This is a genomic window from Streptomyces sp. NPDC041814 (assembly GCF_055590565.1).
On sequence record NZ_JBVJAM010000008.1, the window covers coordinates 269658 to 283858 of the forward strand.

15 protein-coding genes and 1 tRNA gene are annotated in these 14201 nt (G+C 69.8%); 5 read left to right on the forward strand and 11 right to left on the reverse strand.

Annotated features, from left to right (window positions below; translation table 11 throughout):
* Positions 1-154: 154 nt before the first annotated feature.
* The 5 genes from ACZ6C6_RS21730 (at position 155) to ACZ6C6_RS21750 (ending at position 8558) form a co-directional block, all read left to right on the forward strand.
* A complete protein-coding gene (locus ACZ6C6_RS21730; protein ID WP_469204912.1) occupies positions 155-2296 on the forward strand; it encodes an N-6 DNA methylase in 2142 nt (713 codons plus the stop codon).
* A 17-nt stretch (positions 2297-2313) separates the two neighbouring features.
* Positions 2314-3936, forward strand: a complete 1623-nt coding sequence (locus ACZ6C6_RS21735; protein WP_469204913.1) for a class I SAM-dependent DNA methyltransferase — start codon at positions 2314-2316, stop codon at positions 3934-3936.
* Positions 3929-5131 carry a restriction endonuclease subunit S gene (locus ACZ6C6_RS21740; RefSeq protein ID WP_469204914.1) on the forward strand — a complete coding sequence of 401 codons (1203 nt, stop codon included), beginning with the start codon at positions 3929-3931 and terminating at the stop codon, positions 5129-5131. Before ACZ6C6_RS21735 ends, ACZ6C6_RS21740 begins: the two co-directional genes overlap by 8 nt.
* On the forward strand, positions 5128-8394 hold the full coding sequence (locus ACZ6C6_RS21745; RefSeq protein ID WP_469204915.1) for a type I restriction endonuclease subunit R: 3267 nt from the start codon (positions 5128-5130) through the stop codon (positions 8392-8394). Before ACZ6C6_RS21740 ends, ACZ6C6_RS21745 begins: the two co-directional genes overlap by 4 nt.
* A 91-nt stretch (positions 8395-8485) precedes the next feature.
* Positions 8486-8558: transfer RNA gene (locus ACZ6C6_RS21750), tRNA-Arg, on the forward strand.
* Between the two features lie 70 nt (positions 8559-8628).
* Here ACZ6C6_RS21750 and ACZ6C6_RS21755 read toward each other — a convergent pair.
* From ACZ6C6_RS21755 to ACZ6C6_RS21805, 11 genes are all read right to left on the reverse strand, one after another.
* A complete protein-coding gene (locus tag ACZ6C6_RS21755; protein WP_469204916.1) occupies positions 8629-9780 on the reverse strand; it encodes a tyrosine-type recombinase/integrase in 1152 nt (383 codons plus the stop codon).
* Positions 9780-9968: a helix-turn-helix domain-containing protein gene (locus ACZ6C6_RS21760; protein ID WP_469204917.1), complete on the reverse strand. Its 189-nt coding sequence runs from the start codon at positions 9966-9968 to the stop codon at positions 9780-9782. Before ACZ6C6_RS21760 ends, ACZ6C6_RS21755 begins: the two co-directional genes overlap by 1 nt.
* Positions 9965-11377, reverse strand: a complete 1413-nt coding sequence (gene repSA, locus ACZ6C6_RS21765; RefSeq protein WP_469204918.1) for a replication initiator protein RepSA — start codon at positions 11375-11377, stop codon at positions 9965-9967. Before repSA ends, ACZ6C6_RS21760 begins: the two co-directional genes overlap by 4 nt.
* 2 nt (positions 11378-11379) lie before the next feature.
* A complete protein-coding gene (locus ACZ6C6_RS21770) occupies positions 11380-11574 on the reverse strand; it encodes a hypothetical protein (RefSeq protein WP_469205030.1) in 195 nt (64 codons plus the stop codon).
* 5 nt (positions 11575-11579) lie between these two features.
* Entirely contained in the window at positions 11580-11765 is a 186-nt protein-coding gene (locus ACZ6C6_RS21775; protein WP_469204919.1) for a hypothetical protein, read from the reverse strand.
* A 93-nt stretch (positions 11766-11858) separates the two neighbouring features.
* Entirely contained in the window at positions 11859-12419 is a 561-nt protein-coding gene (locus ACZ6C6_RS21780) for a GGDEF domain-containing protein (protein ID WP_469204920.1), read from the reverse strand.
* Positions 12420-12424: 5 nt separating this feature from the next.
* On the reverse strand, positions 12425-12751 hold the full coding sequence (locus ACZ6C6_RS21785) for a SpdD protein (RefSeq protein ID WP_469204921.1): 327 nt from the start codon (positions 12749-12751) through the stop codon (positions 12425-12427).
* An 11-nt stretch (positions 12752-12762) separates the two neighbouring features.
* The gene (locus tag ACZ6C6_RS21790) at positions 12763-12951 is read right to left on the reverse strand and encodes a mobile element transfer protein (protein WP_136205901.1); all 189 of its coding nucleotides are present in this window, start codon (positions 12949-12951) and stop codon (positions 12763-12765) included.
* 2 nt (positions 12952-12953) lie between these two features.
* Positions 12954-13139, reverse strand: coding sequence for a hypothetical protein (locus ACZ6C6_RS21795; protein WP_469204922.1), 186 nt, complete (start codon positions 13137-13139; stop codon positions 12954-12956).
* A gap of 19 nt (positions 13140-13158) precedes the next feature.
* Entirely contained in the window at positions 13159-13860 is a 702-nt protein-coding gene (locus ACZ6C6_RS21800; RefSeq protein ID WP_469204923.1) for a DUF2637 domain-containing protein, read from the reverse strand.
* 81 nt (positions 13861-13941) lie between these two features.
* The gene (locus ACZ6C6_RS21805; RefSeq protein WP_469204924.1) at positions 13942-14124 is read right to left on the reverse strand and encodes a hypothetical protein; all 183 of its coding nucleotides are present in this window, start codon (positions 14122-14124) and stop codon (positions 13942-13944) included.
* Positions 14125-14201: the final 77 nt, after the last annotated feature.

Sequence of the window (14201 nt, forward strand, 5' to 3'; positions counted from 1 at the left end):
ACCGGGGTTATCAGCTGCTTGAGGGACTGGTTTCTCGATCGCCGGTAGGGTTGGTCATCCGTTGCTTCGCTGACGGCTCTGCCGGAGCTGTAGCGGCGGTCGCGATTCCACGGAACTCCGTGGACGTACACGTAAGCCCACGGGAGGGGGATCGTTGAGCAGCCCGACGCCTGTCGACGACTCCCCCATCCTGCCCGGCCCGCTGTCCTGGCCTATCGGTTACGCCGAGATCGCGGCCCTGGCCCAGGTGAAGCGACCTGTCCCCACCACCTGGAGCCGGCGGCACTCCGACTTTCCCGCCCCGGTGACCCGCGAGAGCGGCAGCCCGCTCTTCGACGCCCGGGAGGTCGTGGACTGGCTGGTCCGGACCGGCCGCGGCAACGCGGAGCCCCGCCGCCTGCGGGCAGAGGCGGCCCTGCACACCCTCTCCGCCTGGCGGTCCTCCGGTCTCTCCGCCCCCGTGCTGGTGGGCGCCCTGACGGCCCTGATCTGCCTGCGGCAGCAGTACGACACCCCCGTCGGGGAGCGTGCCTGGGGCGACCTCCTCTCCCGGGCCGCCGACCTCGACGCGGAGGACACCTTCCTCCTGTCCGAGTTGCGGGCGGTCCCGGGCCCGGACCGCCTCGGCCCGGCCCTGGGAGCGCTCGCCGACGAGCTGACCGAGGCCGCCTACAGCCCCGCCGAAGCCTTCGACTGGGTCCTGGAGGCCCGCCGCCGCCTCGGCTCCCACGATCTGGCCGCCGACGAGCCCACCCCTGCGGTGGCCCGCGCCCTCGCGGCCCTGGCCGGCATCGACAACCTGCCCGACGAGTCCGTCCTCGCCGCCCCGTACGCCCGCAGCGGTGACCTGCTCGCCGCCCTGCACGCGGCGGCGGCCGAGGACGCCGGCCACACGTGCATCGCGGCCGAGCCCGACCCGGCGCTCGCCCGTCTCGTCCGGCGCCGCATGCTCGTCCGGGGCGTGTACGAGTTCTCGCTCGACGTCACCGAGGGCGAGACACTCTCCACGGAGGACTGGGGCGACCCCGACGTACTGGTCTGCGCGCTCCCGTACGAGGCGGGCGAGACCCGCCGCGCACGTGAGGTGCTGGAGCGGGTCCGGGACCTCACCGACTACCTCGGCGACGGCTCGACGGCCGTCGTCCTGGGCCCGGCCGACGCGCTGGTCCGCCCCCTGCCCCGGCACGGAGACGCGGACCGGCTGCGCCGCTCCTTCCTCGACGAGGGCCTCCTCAAGGCGGCGATCAGCCTCCCCGATGGGGTCTTCGCCTACCGCCCCGGCTACCGCACCGCCATCTGGGTCCTGGCCCGCACCCCCGAGCAGGAGCGCACGGGCCGCGTCCTCCTCGCCGACTACTCCGCCCAGCCGCTCACGGAGCCGGTCCTCGACGCACTCGCCGAGGACGTCGCCATCTGGAGGGCTTCGGGATGGCGCGGGGATCGCCGTCACGAGCTCCGCCACGCGGCCGTCGTACTGGCGAAGGAGCTCGACGACCGGCCGGGCTCCGCCTTCACCCCCCAGCACCGCCCCCCCGAGGCCCGGTACACCCGGGCGGTCATGGAACGCCCCACCCGCATCGCCGACGTGGAGCGGCAACTCGCCGAACTCGACGAGCGGGCGACACGCGGGACCGGCGTCGATGGCCCTCTGCGGAGCGGGGCGGTGCTCCGCCCCGAGGACCAGCAGGTCCGCCGCACGACCGTCCGCCGACTTCTCAAGGACCGCCGCCTGCGCCGCCGCCCCGGCCACCGCATCGCCCCCGAACACCTCTCGGCCGACGGCCACTACGCGGTGATCGGTCCGGAGGAGATCCTCGGAGCCACGCGCTTCGGCAGCCGCCGCATCGACCGGGGCCTGCTCCTCACGGCGTACGAGCACGTCCAGTTCACCGAGCCCGGCGACCTCGTCGTCACCACCAGCCCGCGCTTCGGCGTCCACGTCGACACCGAGGGCCTGTCGGTCGTCGTCGCTCCCGCCCGCGTCCTGCGGGTTCACCCCGACGCCGACCCGCCGGTACGCCCCCGGGCTCTGGCGGCCCTCCTGCGGGCCGCCGCCTCCGAGTACGGCCGCACGAGCGGAGCCGTACGCGCCTCGCGGGGCGTCGAGGATCTGAGCGTCCCCGACCTGGGGCGCGAGGAGCTGGAGCGGTACGAGGCCGTGCTCGCCGAGATCGAGCGCCGGGCGGAGCTGCTGCGGCAGCGGTCCGAGGCCCTCGACGACCTGACCCGCATCACGGCCGCCGGCATGGCCGACGGCACCCTGACCATCCAGAACTTGCCCGAGACCGCCAGCTGAAGGAGACGGCCCACCTCATGCCTCCGCGCAAGAAGAAGCCCACCGAGCAGGAGGAGCTGTTCAGCGCCTCCACGCCCAAAGAGATCCAGGCGATCCTCTGGAAGGCCGCCGACAAGCTGCGCGGCTCCATCGACGCCGCGCAGTACAAGGAGTTCGTTCTCGGCCTGATCTTCCTGAAGTACGTCTCCGACGCCTTCGAGGAGCGCCGGGGCGAACTGGCCAAGGAGCTCGCCGAGGACGGCATCTCCGAGGACCAGATCGGCGACTTCCTGGAGGACCGCGACGAGTACACCGGCGCCCACGTCTTCTGGGTCCCGGAGACGGCCCGCTGGTCGTGGATCGCCGCCAACGCCAAGAGCCAGGGCGTGGGCAAGCTCCTGGACGACGCGATGGACGCGGTCATGCGGGAGAACGCCGCTCTGACCGGCGTCCTCCCCAAGATCTTCAACCGCGACAACGTCGACCAGAAGCGCCTCGCCGAGCTCGTCGACCTCATCAGCGACGCGCGCTTCGGCGGTACCGAGGACAAGCCGGCCCAGGACGTGCTGGGCGAGGTGTACGAGTACTTCCTCGGCAACTTCGCGCGCGCGGAGGGCAAGCGTGGCGGCGAGTTCTACACCCCGCAGTCGGTGGTCCGGCTGATCGTCGAGATCCTGGAGCCGTACCACGGGCGCGTGTACGACCCGGCGTGCGGCTCGGGCGGCATGTTCGTGCAGGCGAGCAAGTTCATCGAGGCGCACCGGGGCCGGGGTCACAAGGCCGACATCGCGGTCTACGGCCAGGAACTCAACGAGCGCACCTGGCGCCTGGCCAAGATGAACCTCGCGATCCACGGCATCGACGGCAACCTGGCGGCACGCTGGGGCGACACGTTCGCCGACGACAAGCACCCGGACCTCAAGGCCGACTTCGTCATGGCCAACCCGCCCTTCAACATCAAGGACTGGGCGAGGGACGAGAGCGACGCCCGCTGGAAGTACGGCGTCCCCCCGAAGAACAACGCCAACTACGCGTGGCTCCAGCACATGGTCTCGAAACTGGGCGAGCGCGGCACGGCCGGCATCGTCCTGGCGAACGGCTCGATGAGCTCCCAGTCCAGCGGGGAGGGCGAGATCCGCCAGTCGATGGTGGAGGCGGACCTGGTGGCGTGCATGGTGGCGCTGCCGGCTCAGCTGTTCCGTACGACGCAGATCCCGGCGTGCCTGTGGTTCCTGGCGAAGGACAAGTCTCCGCAGGGAGCGAAGGGGCTGGCGGACCGGCGCGGGGAGATCCTGTTCATCGACGCCCGGAACATGGGTGAGATGGCCGACCGGACGGAACGCGTGTTCACGGAGCTGGACCTTGCGAAGATCGCGGGCGTCTACCACGCGTGGCGGGGGACGGAGTCGGCGAAGTCCGAGGGGCTGACGTACGAGGACGTACCGGGCTTCTGCTTCTCAGCAGGACTGAAGACGGTGCGGGAGCACGGGCACGTGCTGACGCCAGGGCGGTATGTGGGAGCCGTCGAGGCGGAAGAAGAGAACGCGGAGGCTGTGGCAGCGACGATCGCGTCATTGACGGAGGAGCTGTTCGGGCTGTTCGCACGGTCGGCGGAGCTGGAGAAGACCGTACGGGAGCAGCTGGGGAGCATCGGTGTCTGAGTGGGGCCGGGTCCAGTTGGACAGTCTTCTTGCCGAGCCGCTTCGGAACGGTGTCAGTTACCCCTCGAAGCTGCGCGGCAGTGGCATCCCGATGGTCAACATGGGAGAAGCGTTCGCGTACGACGTGATTCGCGATCAGGAATGCGAATTGGTTCCACTGACCGAACGCGAGCAGGATCGGTTCCTCCTGGAGGAGGGGGACCTGCTTTTCGTGCGTCAATCCCTGGTCTATTCGGGAGCGGGCCGGTGTGTATTCGTGGATTCGGGCACGGGCCCACGCACTTGGGAAAGCCACCTGATCCGCGCCCGTTTGGACGAGAGACTCTCAGACCCGCGTTTCGTCTACTACTACTTCCGGTCACCGCAAGGCCGGTCGAACATGGAGACGATCGTCACCCAGGTCGCGGCCGCCGGCATCAGAGGAAGCGATCTCAAGAAGCTTGAGATTCCACATCCCACCCTGTCGCAACAGCGAGGTATCGCGGACGCTCTGCGAGCACTGGATGACAAGATCGCCGTCAATGAGCGCATGGCAACTGTCACGGATCAGCTCGTGTCGGCGATGTTCTCTGCATTGATGGCCGGTTGCTCGAGGCTTGAGGAGGCTGAACTCGGCGATGTTGCATCGGTCAACTCCCGCTCGATCAAGCCGGAGCAGGAAGGGACCCTGCGATACATCGATATCTCGAGCGTCGGAGTGGGCTCTTACGAATGGCCGGAACGGATCGAATGGAGCGAAGCTCCTGGTCGGGCACGTCGATTGGCCGCCCCGGGTTCGACCGTGTGGTCGACGGTTCGACCTAACCGGCGCTCCCACGCTTTGGTACTGGACACGGACGAGGACCTCGTGTTCTCTACAGGGCTGGCGGTTTTGACTCCTGTCTCGGTGGGGCCGGCTTTCCTGTACGAGGTGACGAGGACCCCGGAGTTCCAGTCGTATCTTGAGAGCGTCGCGGAAGGCAGCGCCTATCCGGCAGTCAGAGCCGAGCGATTCAAGCAGGCGCCGCTTCTGCTCCCCATGTCCACGGACCGCGAGAAGTTCGAGGAGGCCGCCATGACATTGCGGCGGCGTGCGCATCGGGCGGCCGTCGAATCCCGCACCCTCGCCAGCCTCCGCGACACCCTCCTCCCCCAGCTCATGTCCGGCCGCCTCCGCGTCAAGGACGCCGAGAAGATTGTCGAGGACCACGTATGACCGACGCCCCCGGCGACAGAAGCCAGAACCACCGCCCCCACGAGTCCGACTGGGAGCTCCTCGCCCTCGATGAGCTGGCCGAGCTCGCCTGGCTGCCTGCCCCCGGGAACGAGTTCGCGCCCGGCTCGGGCCACCGGAAGTCGTGGAAGGACCTGATCCTCTACCCGGACCTCCGCGACGCGATCGAGCGGCTCAACCCGGACCTGCCGCCGGGGGCCGTCCGGGACGCGGTCGGTGCGGCGACGACGCCTGGCTCCCAGGACACGTACCAGGAGAACCGCACCGCCCACGGCCACCTGACCGCCGGCATCCGGTCAGTCACGTACACCGACGCGTTCGGAGCCGAACACAACCCCACCATCCGCCTCGTCAGCCTCGACGACCCGGCCGGGAACGTGTACCGAGTCCTCAACCAGGTCACCGTCATCGACGGCGAGAAGCGCCGCCGCTTCGACGTCGTGCTGTACGTCAACGGGCTGCCGCTCGCCGTCCTTGAGCTGAAGCGCGCCGGCGACGAGGACGCGACGCTCCAGGACGCGCACACCCAGGTGACCCGCTATGTGGAGGAGTTCCCGACCGCGTTCCGGTACAACGCGGTCGTCCTCGTCTCGGACGGCATCACGGCCAAGTACGGCACGCCCTTCACTCCGTACGAGCACTTCGCGCCGTGGAACACGGACGAGTTCGGCGAGCGCGTCGACCCGTTCTCCGCCGAGGGCATATGGGACTCGGGCCAGAATCTGTCCCTGCACGGCCTGTTCACCCAGGACCGGTTCCTCGCCCTCATCAAGTCCTTCATCAACTTCGTGCCGTCGAAGCGGATGAAGCGCATCGCGAAGCCGCACCAGTACCACGCCGTCACCCGCGCCGCCGAGGCCGTACGCGTGGCCGCCGCGAGCGACGGGAAGGCCGGCGTCGTCTGGCACACCCAGGGCTCCGGCAAGTCCGAGGAGATGGTCCTCACCACCACCATGGTGATGAAGGACCCGGCTCTCCTGAACCCCACGGTCGTCGTCATCACCGACCGCACCGACCTCGACGACCAGCTGTACTCGACGTTCCTGGAAAGCGAGATCCTCCCGGAGGCGCCGAAGCAGGTCCTCACCCGAGCCGAGCTGCGCGAGGAGCTCGCGGCCAAACGCGTGGGCGGCATCCTCTTCACGACGCTCCAGAAGTTCGGGCGTACGAAGGAGGAGAAGGAGTCCGGAGCGGACCACCCGCTCCTCTCCGACCGCCGGAACATCGTCGTCGTCGTCGACGAGGCGCATCGCAGCCACTACGACAACCTCGACGGCTACGCCCGACACCTGCGCGACGCGCTCCCGCACGCCACTCTCCTCGCCTTCACCGGTACGCCGATCTCCGAGGCCGACCGCAACACGCGCGAGGTGTTCGGCGACTACATCGACGTCTACGACCTCAAGCGGGCCGCCGACGACGGCGCGACGGTCAAGGTCTTCCACGAGAGCCGGGTCATCCAGCTCGTCATGGACGAGGACGTCGACCCGACGACCATCGACGAGGAGGCCGACCGGATCACCGATGGCCTCGACGACGTCGAACGCACCCGTGTCGAGCAGGCCGTCGCCACGATGAACGCGATGTACGGCGCACCCGCCCGTATCCGGGACCTCGCCGCCGACCTCATACAGCACTGGGAGACGCGCCGTACGGCGATGCAGCCGTTCGTGGGCATCTCCGAGACGGGCGGTGGCGCGCCCGGCAAGGCGATGATCGTGTGCGCGACCCGCGAGATCTGCGTCAGCGTCTACGACGCCCTGCGCGAGCTGCGGGAGGAGTGGCACAGCGACGACTTCGAGAAGGGCGCGATGAAGATCGTGTTCTCGTCGAACACGCGCAAGGACTCCAAGCGGCTCCTCGCCCACGCCCTGAGCGACAGCCGCCGCAAGGCCGTCATCAACCGGGCCAAGGACCCGGAGGACGAGCTCCAGCTGCTCATCGTCAACAACATGCTGCTGACCGGCTTCGACGCGCCGCCCGTCCACACCATGTACCTGGACCGGCCCCTCAAGGGCGCCGGCCTGATGCAGGCCCTGGCCCGCGTCAACCGCCGCTTCCGGGGGAAGGAGGACGGCCTCCTCGTCGGGTACGCGCCGCTCACCGAGAACCTCCAGCGGGCGATCGCCGAGTACACGGACGCCGACCAGCAGGACCGCACGCTCGGGCAGGACCTCGACCGGGCGCTGGACGAGCTGCGCAACGAGTACGACATCCTCAACGACATCCTGCGCGGCTTCGACTGGCGGGCCCGGCTGGAGAGCCCGTCCCCGAAGGCGTTCATCAGCGCCGCGATGGCGACCACCAGCTATCTCCGGGACCCGGCCACGCCCGGCAACAACCCCGAGAGGCTGGACGACCCCCGCCAGACGCTCGGCCGGCGCTACCGCGAGCACGCCCACCGCCTGGAGCGCTTCTACGCGCTCTGCGGCAGCTCCGCCGACATCGGCAGGCGGTTCCCGGACGATCCGGACTGGAAGCGAGACATCCAGTTCTTTGTCGAGGTCCGCGTCTACATGGCGAAGTACGACGCCGAGGACCGAAAGGCCCGCGGCCTTCCCGTCGCCCGTGACGTCGAGCTGTACCTGGCGCAGCTCACCTCCTCGGTCGTCGAGACGGGCGGGGTGACCGACCTCCTCGCCGAGGCCGGCCTGGAGACCGCCGACCTGACCCACCTCAACGACGCGCTCGCCGCGAAACTGCAGAACAGCGAGACTCCGCACCTGGCAGCTGAGGCCCTGCATCGGCTCATCGAGCAGAAGATGCGCGAGGTCACCCGGCACAACATCGTCCGGCGCACGACGTTCTCCGAGCGGCTGCAGGACCTCATGGTCCGGTACATGCGGCAGCAGTGCACGAGCGCGGAGCTCATCGCAAAGCTCGTGGAGATGGCCAAGGAAGTCATGGAGGACGCCCGCCGCGGTGAGAAGTTCGAGCCGTCGCTGGACTGGCGCGAGCTCGCCTTCTACGACGCGGTCGCCGACCACGGCACGGCCCGCTCGGTCATGGGCGACGAGGTGCTTGCCGGCATCGCCCGCGAGCTGGTCGCGGAGGTCCGCAGCAAGCTCAGGCCCGACTGGATCGCCCGCGAGCCGGTCCGCGCCCGCCTCCGCAGCGCCATCAAGCGCCTCCTGGCCCGCCGCAACTACCCGCCGGACGGAACACCGGAGGCCATCGACCTTGTGCTGAAGCAGATGGAGCACTTCGCAAACGAGTGGTCCGCGAACAGCACCCAGGACGACTGACCCACGAGTGGAGCCTCCGGCCGGGTTACCCTCCGCACCCGCCCACCCCCACCCGCTACACTGACGCCGGTACGCCGGTCCGCCGGCGGATGCCTTCGTAGCTCAGGGGATAGAGCACCGCTCTCCTAAAGCGGGTGTCGCAGGTTCGAATCCTGCCGGGGGCACAAGCGAAAGGCCACCTACCGATCTTGGTAGGTGGCCTTTGACATCTACGCCTGACATCAACGGCAGCAGTCACTCACGGCCGGGCTGCCTCTTGAGCAGCCGGTCCATGTGGCTGATTGCCTCGCGCTGCGTGTCCTGGACGACATGCGTGTAGACGTCCATCGTGATGCTGATCTGGCTGTGCCCCAGGATCTCCATCACGACGCGAGGAGCCACACCGGCGGCGGTAAGGATCGTGGCGCAGCCATGCCGAGCATCGTGCAGGCGAATCACCCGGAGGCCGGCGGCTTCTGAAACGCGAGTGAAGGACCGGTAGACGTTCCGCGGCTCCACCGGGCGGCCGGTCCGAGTGACGAAGACGTGCCCGCTTTCCTGCCACGACTCCCCGGCCCGAGCCTTGGCATCGCCTTGCCGCATCCTGTGCCAGCGAAGGGGCGCAATGCACATGGCCGGCAGCGGAACAGCCCGGCGGCGGCGCCCCTTGGGATCGTCGTCGTAGAGAACTCCGCGCCGGCGCTGAGTCTGCTGGCGAACGTAAAGAATTCGGTTGTCCAGGTCCACGTCAGCCCAACGAAGCCCGACCAGTTCCCCCCGGCGTAGCCCCATGGTGATCGCCAGGACGAACGCCGCATAAAGCGGATCCTTGCGGGACGCAGCCAGGAAGGCCAGTGTCTCGTCCAGCGACCACGGACTCAGCTCACGAGACTTGGCCCGCGGCGGCTCAACGAGGCTGGCTACGTTCCGAGTGACCAGCTCTTCCCGGCAGGCTGCGGTAAGGGCGGTGCGTAGCACCCGGTGCGATTCCTTGGCAGTAGCCGCGGTGGTCTTGTTCTGCAGCTGGACCAGGAAGCGCCGGACATCAGCGACACCGAGCGACTCCAACCGCTTCCCGCCGACCATGGGCACCAGGTACAGCCGAACGTGCGCCTCGTACTTGTCGTACGTGCTGAGCTTGCGCCGAGGCTTCACCACGTTGTCCAGCCAGTACGGCAGCCACTCGGAGAGCTTGGCCGACCGCGTGGGCACGGGCACGCCTTGGTCCACCTTGGCGAGCAGGTCACGGCGCTTGGTGTCGCACTCGGCCCAGGTCTTGCCGTAGGCGAATTTGCGGGCGCGGGTGCCGTCCGGCTGAAGGACGTAGACCGCTGCTTGATAGCGGCCGTCCTTGCGCTTGGTGATGGTGCCGGCGCCGTTGGGATTGCGCTTGCGCTGGGGAGGCATCAGGCGGCTTCCTCGATCTCGTTGACGATGAAGTCCCGTACGGCGTCGGCGGGGATGCGTCGAGAGCGGCCGATGGTGATGGAGACGAGCCGGCGGGAGCGGATCAGGTCGTAGACGGTGGAGCGTCCGAGCTTCAGTCGGGCCATGACCTGGGGCACGGTGAGGAGTTCGGCGGTGGCGGTGGTCATGCGTCGGTTCCTTCCAGGGCGAGTTGGTCCATGAGTTCGGCGCGGTGTTCGCGGGCGGTTTCGCGGTTGTGCTGGATGTCGCGGTGGATGTTGGCGGCGAGCCAGGATTCGCCGGGGGTGTGGCCGTTCCCGGCGTAGGTCCAGTGCGCGAGCGTGAGCGTGGTGGCTTCGGGGTGGTCGTCGGGGTCGGGGAGGCCGAGGGCTGCTCGTTGTTCGGCGGCGCGGTAGTCGGCGCGGGTCTGGCGGAGGGCGCCGAGGGTGGTGGAGTAGGCGCGGGACTTGGTGGAGAAGTGGCCGCGGAAGCCGAGCATGTGGGCCCAGTCGCGGAGCTTGCGGTCCGGGTAGGCGTGGTGCAGGTCGAGGCATGCTTCGATGAGTCGGCGGGGGTGCTCGGGTACGTCGAGGAGGATCAGCGCTTCCTTGTTCCCGATGCGGTGGTCGACGGTGCCGGTCGTTTCGGCGGCTTTGGTGGCGTACTTGGCGACGTAGGAGGCCACGGCCTGTTCGGTGAGGTCTTCGCCGTTGCCGAAGGCGCCGATGGGCTGGACGTCGAGCTGGGTGCCCCAGCGCAGCACCCATTCCGAGGGGAAGCCGGCTTCCTCGTTCGCGGGGACGGTGACTTCGGCGCGGGCGGCGGCGGCGCGGATCGCGTCTTCCAGCAGGGTGAGGGTGGCCCAGGCCGGGGGCGGGGTGTCCGGTCCTTCCGGGCCGTCGAAGCGGATCACGGCGTGAAAGTGGACTGCCCCGCGCTTCTGGTACTCCGCGACCTTCCCGAAGGACACCTTGGACTGTTCGCGGGCGGCTTTCTGGGTGAGGCCGGCTCGCTTCGCGATTTCGCGGCGGAGGTAGATCGTGAAGTAGCGCCAGAGGTCGGAGGCGTGGTTGTTCCAGAGCACGGCGCCCGCGTAGTCGTAGCGGTCGGGGTCGAGGGGGGTGCCGAGTTCCGGGGCGTTGTCGGGGTGGTGGGTGCCGCAGCGGCAGGGCCGGTTGCCGGGGCGGTTGTGGACCGGGCCGAACGAGGGGGCGGTGAGGGTGGCGAAGACCCGGGGGTGATCGCGGATCGTGTGTGGGGTGCCTTTGTCGGGGTCGCCGGTGAGTCCGGCGCGGATGAGGTGGTAGGTGTCGCCCGCGTAGGTCCAGGCGCAGGCGGGGCAGCGGGAGGCGCGGCGGTTGCCGCAGGCGATCCGTAACCGGCCGCCGGGCTCGTTGTCGGTCGTGTAGTGGTGGAGCAGGGTGCCGGTTGCCCGGTCGATGGTCTTGGTGGCGCCGGTGAGGTGGATGGGCTGGGCGCAGCCGCCGGTGCGGCGGAGCTGTTCGGTGAGGCGGTCGAAGCCGGGTGACCCGGCCACCCTCAGCAGGTCGGTGAGGGTGGCCGGGTCCAGGCCCGCCGCGGTGGCGGTGTGGATCATGTTCAGCGTCCCGTCCGGTTGTGGGCGGGCCCGTGGTTGGCGGTGTAGCCCTCCACCAGTGCCTTGACCTGTGCGTCGCCCGTGGCGGTGGCAGAGGCCCCGCAGTGGCAGACCGCGGACCCGGTGGCGGGGGCGTTGGGGGACGGCTTGCTGATGTGGAGGCCGGGGCGGTCCGGGGTCGGGGTCAGGTCGGCCATGGCGCTCACGCCCCGATCCGGGCGTGGGTGCGGGCGGCGGGGAGGGTGTGGCCGGTGCCGTGGCAGGCGGGGCAGTCGGCGGTGATCGTGCGGCGCTCGCCGGCCGGGGTGCGGGTGCCGGTGGTGATGGCGACGGTGGGGAAGCCGTCGCAGTGGCCGCAGATCGGCCGGGGCGTCGTGCGCTGGGGCATGATGGTGTCTCCCTTTCGGGTCAGCTAGATCTGGAAGGTGTTGAGGCGCCCGGGGCGGCGGAAACTTGGCGGTTGAGGCCGCCCCGGGGGCCGTTAAGAGCGAGCGCGCAGGGTGTTGTTGCGTCGGCCGTGTCCCTTGACCGCGTACATGGCCGAGTCCGCAGCGGACAGAGCGTCGGTGAGGGTGCGTGCGGGAAGGTCGGCGAGGTAGCAGACACCGACCGAGGCGCCGACCGGGACCGTCTGCCCGCCATAGGCGACGGGGCGGTGCAGCGCTTCGCGAAGCGCGGCCAAGCCGGGAGTGCGGGCGGGGTCGGTGATGATGGCGGCGAATTCGTCGCCCCCGAGACGGGCCGCGATCCCATGGCCCGAGACCCAGCCAGTCAGCCGTGCGGCGGTCGCCGCAATGACGGCGTCGCCGGCCGAGTGGCCGTAGGTGTCGTTGATGGCCTTGAAGTCGTCCAGGTCCACGAGCAGGGCGGCGGCGTCGGGTGAGCGGGTGGCGATACGTTCGGCGCGGGCCGTCCAGCCGGTTCGGGTGTGCAGGCTGGTGAGCGGGTCGCGTCGAGCGGTGGACAGGCGGTGGGTGAGCAGGCTGCCGTGCAGGGCCCACCCGAGGGCGGGTAAGGCTGTGGCGACGATGGACAGGTCCATGCCGATCACTGGGCCTTGTTGTTGAGGAGCGAGCGCAGGACCAGGGCGCAGATCGCGACCGAAGCGGCGGTGATCGCGGTGGCCAGGAGCATGGAGACCAGGACCGTGCCGATGATCAGGACCATCGCGGTCCCGCCGGCGGCGGCGAGGATCAGGGAGCCCGGGGTCAGCCGGACGGTCGGCCGGGTGGGCGGAGCCACCGGGGCCGGGGCCGCGGGGGTGTGGTGGCAGGTGCAGGCGGGGGTGTGGGTGATGCCGGTGAGCGGGCGGGCGAGGGGCGTCGAGGGGGTGGTGGGCGCGGTGTCCGGGGGCGGGATCTTGGGGGTGAACACGGTTCCTCCTGTCAGGGGTTGCAGCGGTGGGTGCGGGCGGCGAGTTCGGCGGCGGAGCGGTTGTGGTAGTTGGCGGAGAAGTTGCAGCCGGGGGCGGTGCAGGCGGCGGTGTGCTTGGTGCGGCCCCGGCCGTCGTGGTGGGTGCCGACCTGGACGGGGCCGATACGGATCACGTCGGTGAAGCGGTTGGGACGCGGCATGGTCAGTCCTCCTGACGGAGGGTGTTGCCGGGGAACTCGGCGCGGATACGGTCGGCCTCTGCCGGGTCCGTCGTGCGGTCGGCCGCTTCCTCGGCGAGAAGCCGGGCGAGAGCGGGGCGGCCGGTGGCGGCCATCTCCCGGGCGGCGTCGACGTAGTCGGCGGGGCGATTGAAGTTGAACAGGGCCATGAGTCGAGATCCCTTCTGATCAGGCGAGTTGGGCGGTGATGGCGTCGGCGAGCGGTGCGGGGACGCCGAGGCGTGCGCGCAGGGTCGCGGTGTCGATCCGGTTGCCGGTGGTGGCGTGGTGGGTGTCAGCGACCTTCCGCGCGTGGTCCAGCAACGCCGGCGGAACAGTCACCGGGACAGGCGCCGGTGCCACAACGGGTTCCGGGGCGGGTACAGGTTCGGGGGCCGTCGGAGCCGTGACAGGCGGGAGTTCGGGCGCAGAGGCCGAGGCCGGGTCGGGCTCGCGCTCGACCGTGACGGGATCGGGTGCCGAGGCCGTCAACGGCGCTTCTGTCGACGCCGGTTGGGCGGTGGGGGTGGCGGTGTTCGAGTGAGCGAGGAGCGTGCCGCCGAGGAAGGCGAGGGCCGGCCAGCCGGCGACGAGGATGCGGAGCCAGGGCGGGACGTTGTCCAGGTCGAGCATTCCGGCGGTCGCGATGTTCGCGCCGAGGGATGCGGCCAGGGCGATGACGAACCAGATCCAGGCCGGTCCGTTGTCCGCGGCCGTGCGCATCCGGCGCCAGGCGGCGACAAGGAGCAGGTCCACGCTGATCGGGTAGGCCCAGGCTTTCCAGCCGTCCTGTCCGGCAGCGTCGGCCAGGTCGTGCAGGTGCGAGAAGGACAGGGCGCCGGCGATCACGGCCTGAACCAGGACGGCATCGGGGCGGATGGTGCGGGGCATGGTGGTCACCTCCAATCTGTGGTGGTGCCGGGGCCGGGCGGGATGCGCGTGGTCACCGCCCGGCACCCGGAGCAGCGGGGGTCAGGCGTCGGGGTCGGTTCCGGTGCCGAAGCAGTTCAGGCACAGGCCGTCCTGCTGTCCGACCGGGCGGCGCTTGCGGCCGACGCGAACCGTGGTGGGGACGTTGCCGGTCCCGCCGCACGGCTTGCAATCACCGTTCGCGACCACGGGCGAGGGCTTGAGGGTGGTCCGTCGAGGTGCCATGGCGGGGGTTCCTTCCGGTTCCGGGCATGGACGGGGTAGGGACCTGGCGCGAGACAGTCACGCCGACCGGGAAGAGC

Excerpts from the sequence above, each read along its gene's own strand:
- ACZ6C6_RS21745 (WP_469204915.1), top strand. The coding sequence starts at position 5,128 with ATGACCGACGCCCCCGGCGACAGAAGCCAGAACCACCGCCCCCACGAG.
- ACZ6C6_RS21755 (WP_469204916.1), bottom strand. The coding sequence starts at position 9,780 with ATGCCTCCCCAGCGCAAGCGCAATCCCAACGGCGCCGGCACCATCACC.
- ACZ6C6_RS21790 (WP_136205901.1), bottom strand. The coding sequence starts at position 12,951 with ATGCCGCGTCCCAACCGCTTCACCGACGTGATCCGTATCGGCCCCGTC.
- ACZ6C6_RS21770 (WP_469205030.1), bottom strand. The coding sequence starts at position 11,574 with ATGGCCGACCTGACCCCGACCCCGGACCGCCCCGGCCTCCACATCAGC.
- ACZ6C6_RS21805 (WP_469204924.1), bottom strand. The coding sequence starts at position 14,124 with ATGGCACCTCGACGGACCACCCTCAAGCCCTCGCCCGTGGTCGCGAAC.
- ACZ6C6_RS21735 (WP_469204913.1), top strand. The coding sequence starts at position 2,314 with ATGCCTCCGCGCAAGAAGAAGCCCACCGAGCAGGAGGAGCTGTTCAGC.
- ACZ6C6_RS21800 (WP_469204923.1), bottom strand. The coding sequence starts at position 13,860 with ATGCCCCGCACCATCCGCCCCGATGCCGTCCTGGTTCAGGCCGTGATC.
- ACZ6C6_RS21760 (WP_469204917.1), bottom strand. The coding sequence starts at position 9,968 with ATGACCACCGCCACCGCCGAACTCCTCACCGTGCCCCAGGTCATGGCC.
- ACZ6C6_RS21795 (WP_469204922.1), bottom strand. The coding sequence starts at position 13,139 with ATGGCCCTGTTCAACTTCAATCGCCCCGCCGACTACGTCGACGCCGCC.
- repSA (WP_469204918.1), bottom strand. The coding sequence starts at position 11,377 with ATGATCCACACCGCCACCGCGGCGGGCCTGGACCCGGCCACCCTCACC.
- ACZ6C6_RS21775 (WP_469204919.1), bottom strand. The coding sequence starts at position 11,765 with ATGCCCCAGCGCACGACGCCCCGGCCGATCTGCGGCCACTGCGACGGC.
- ACZ6C6_RS21780 (WP_469204920.1), bottom strand. The coding sequence starts at position 12,419 with ATGGACCTGTCCATCGTCGCCACAGCCTTACCCGCCCTCGGGTGGGCC.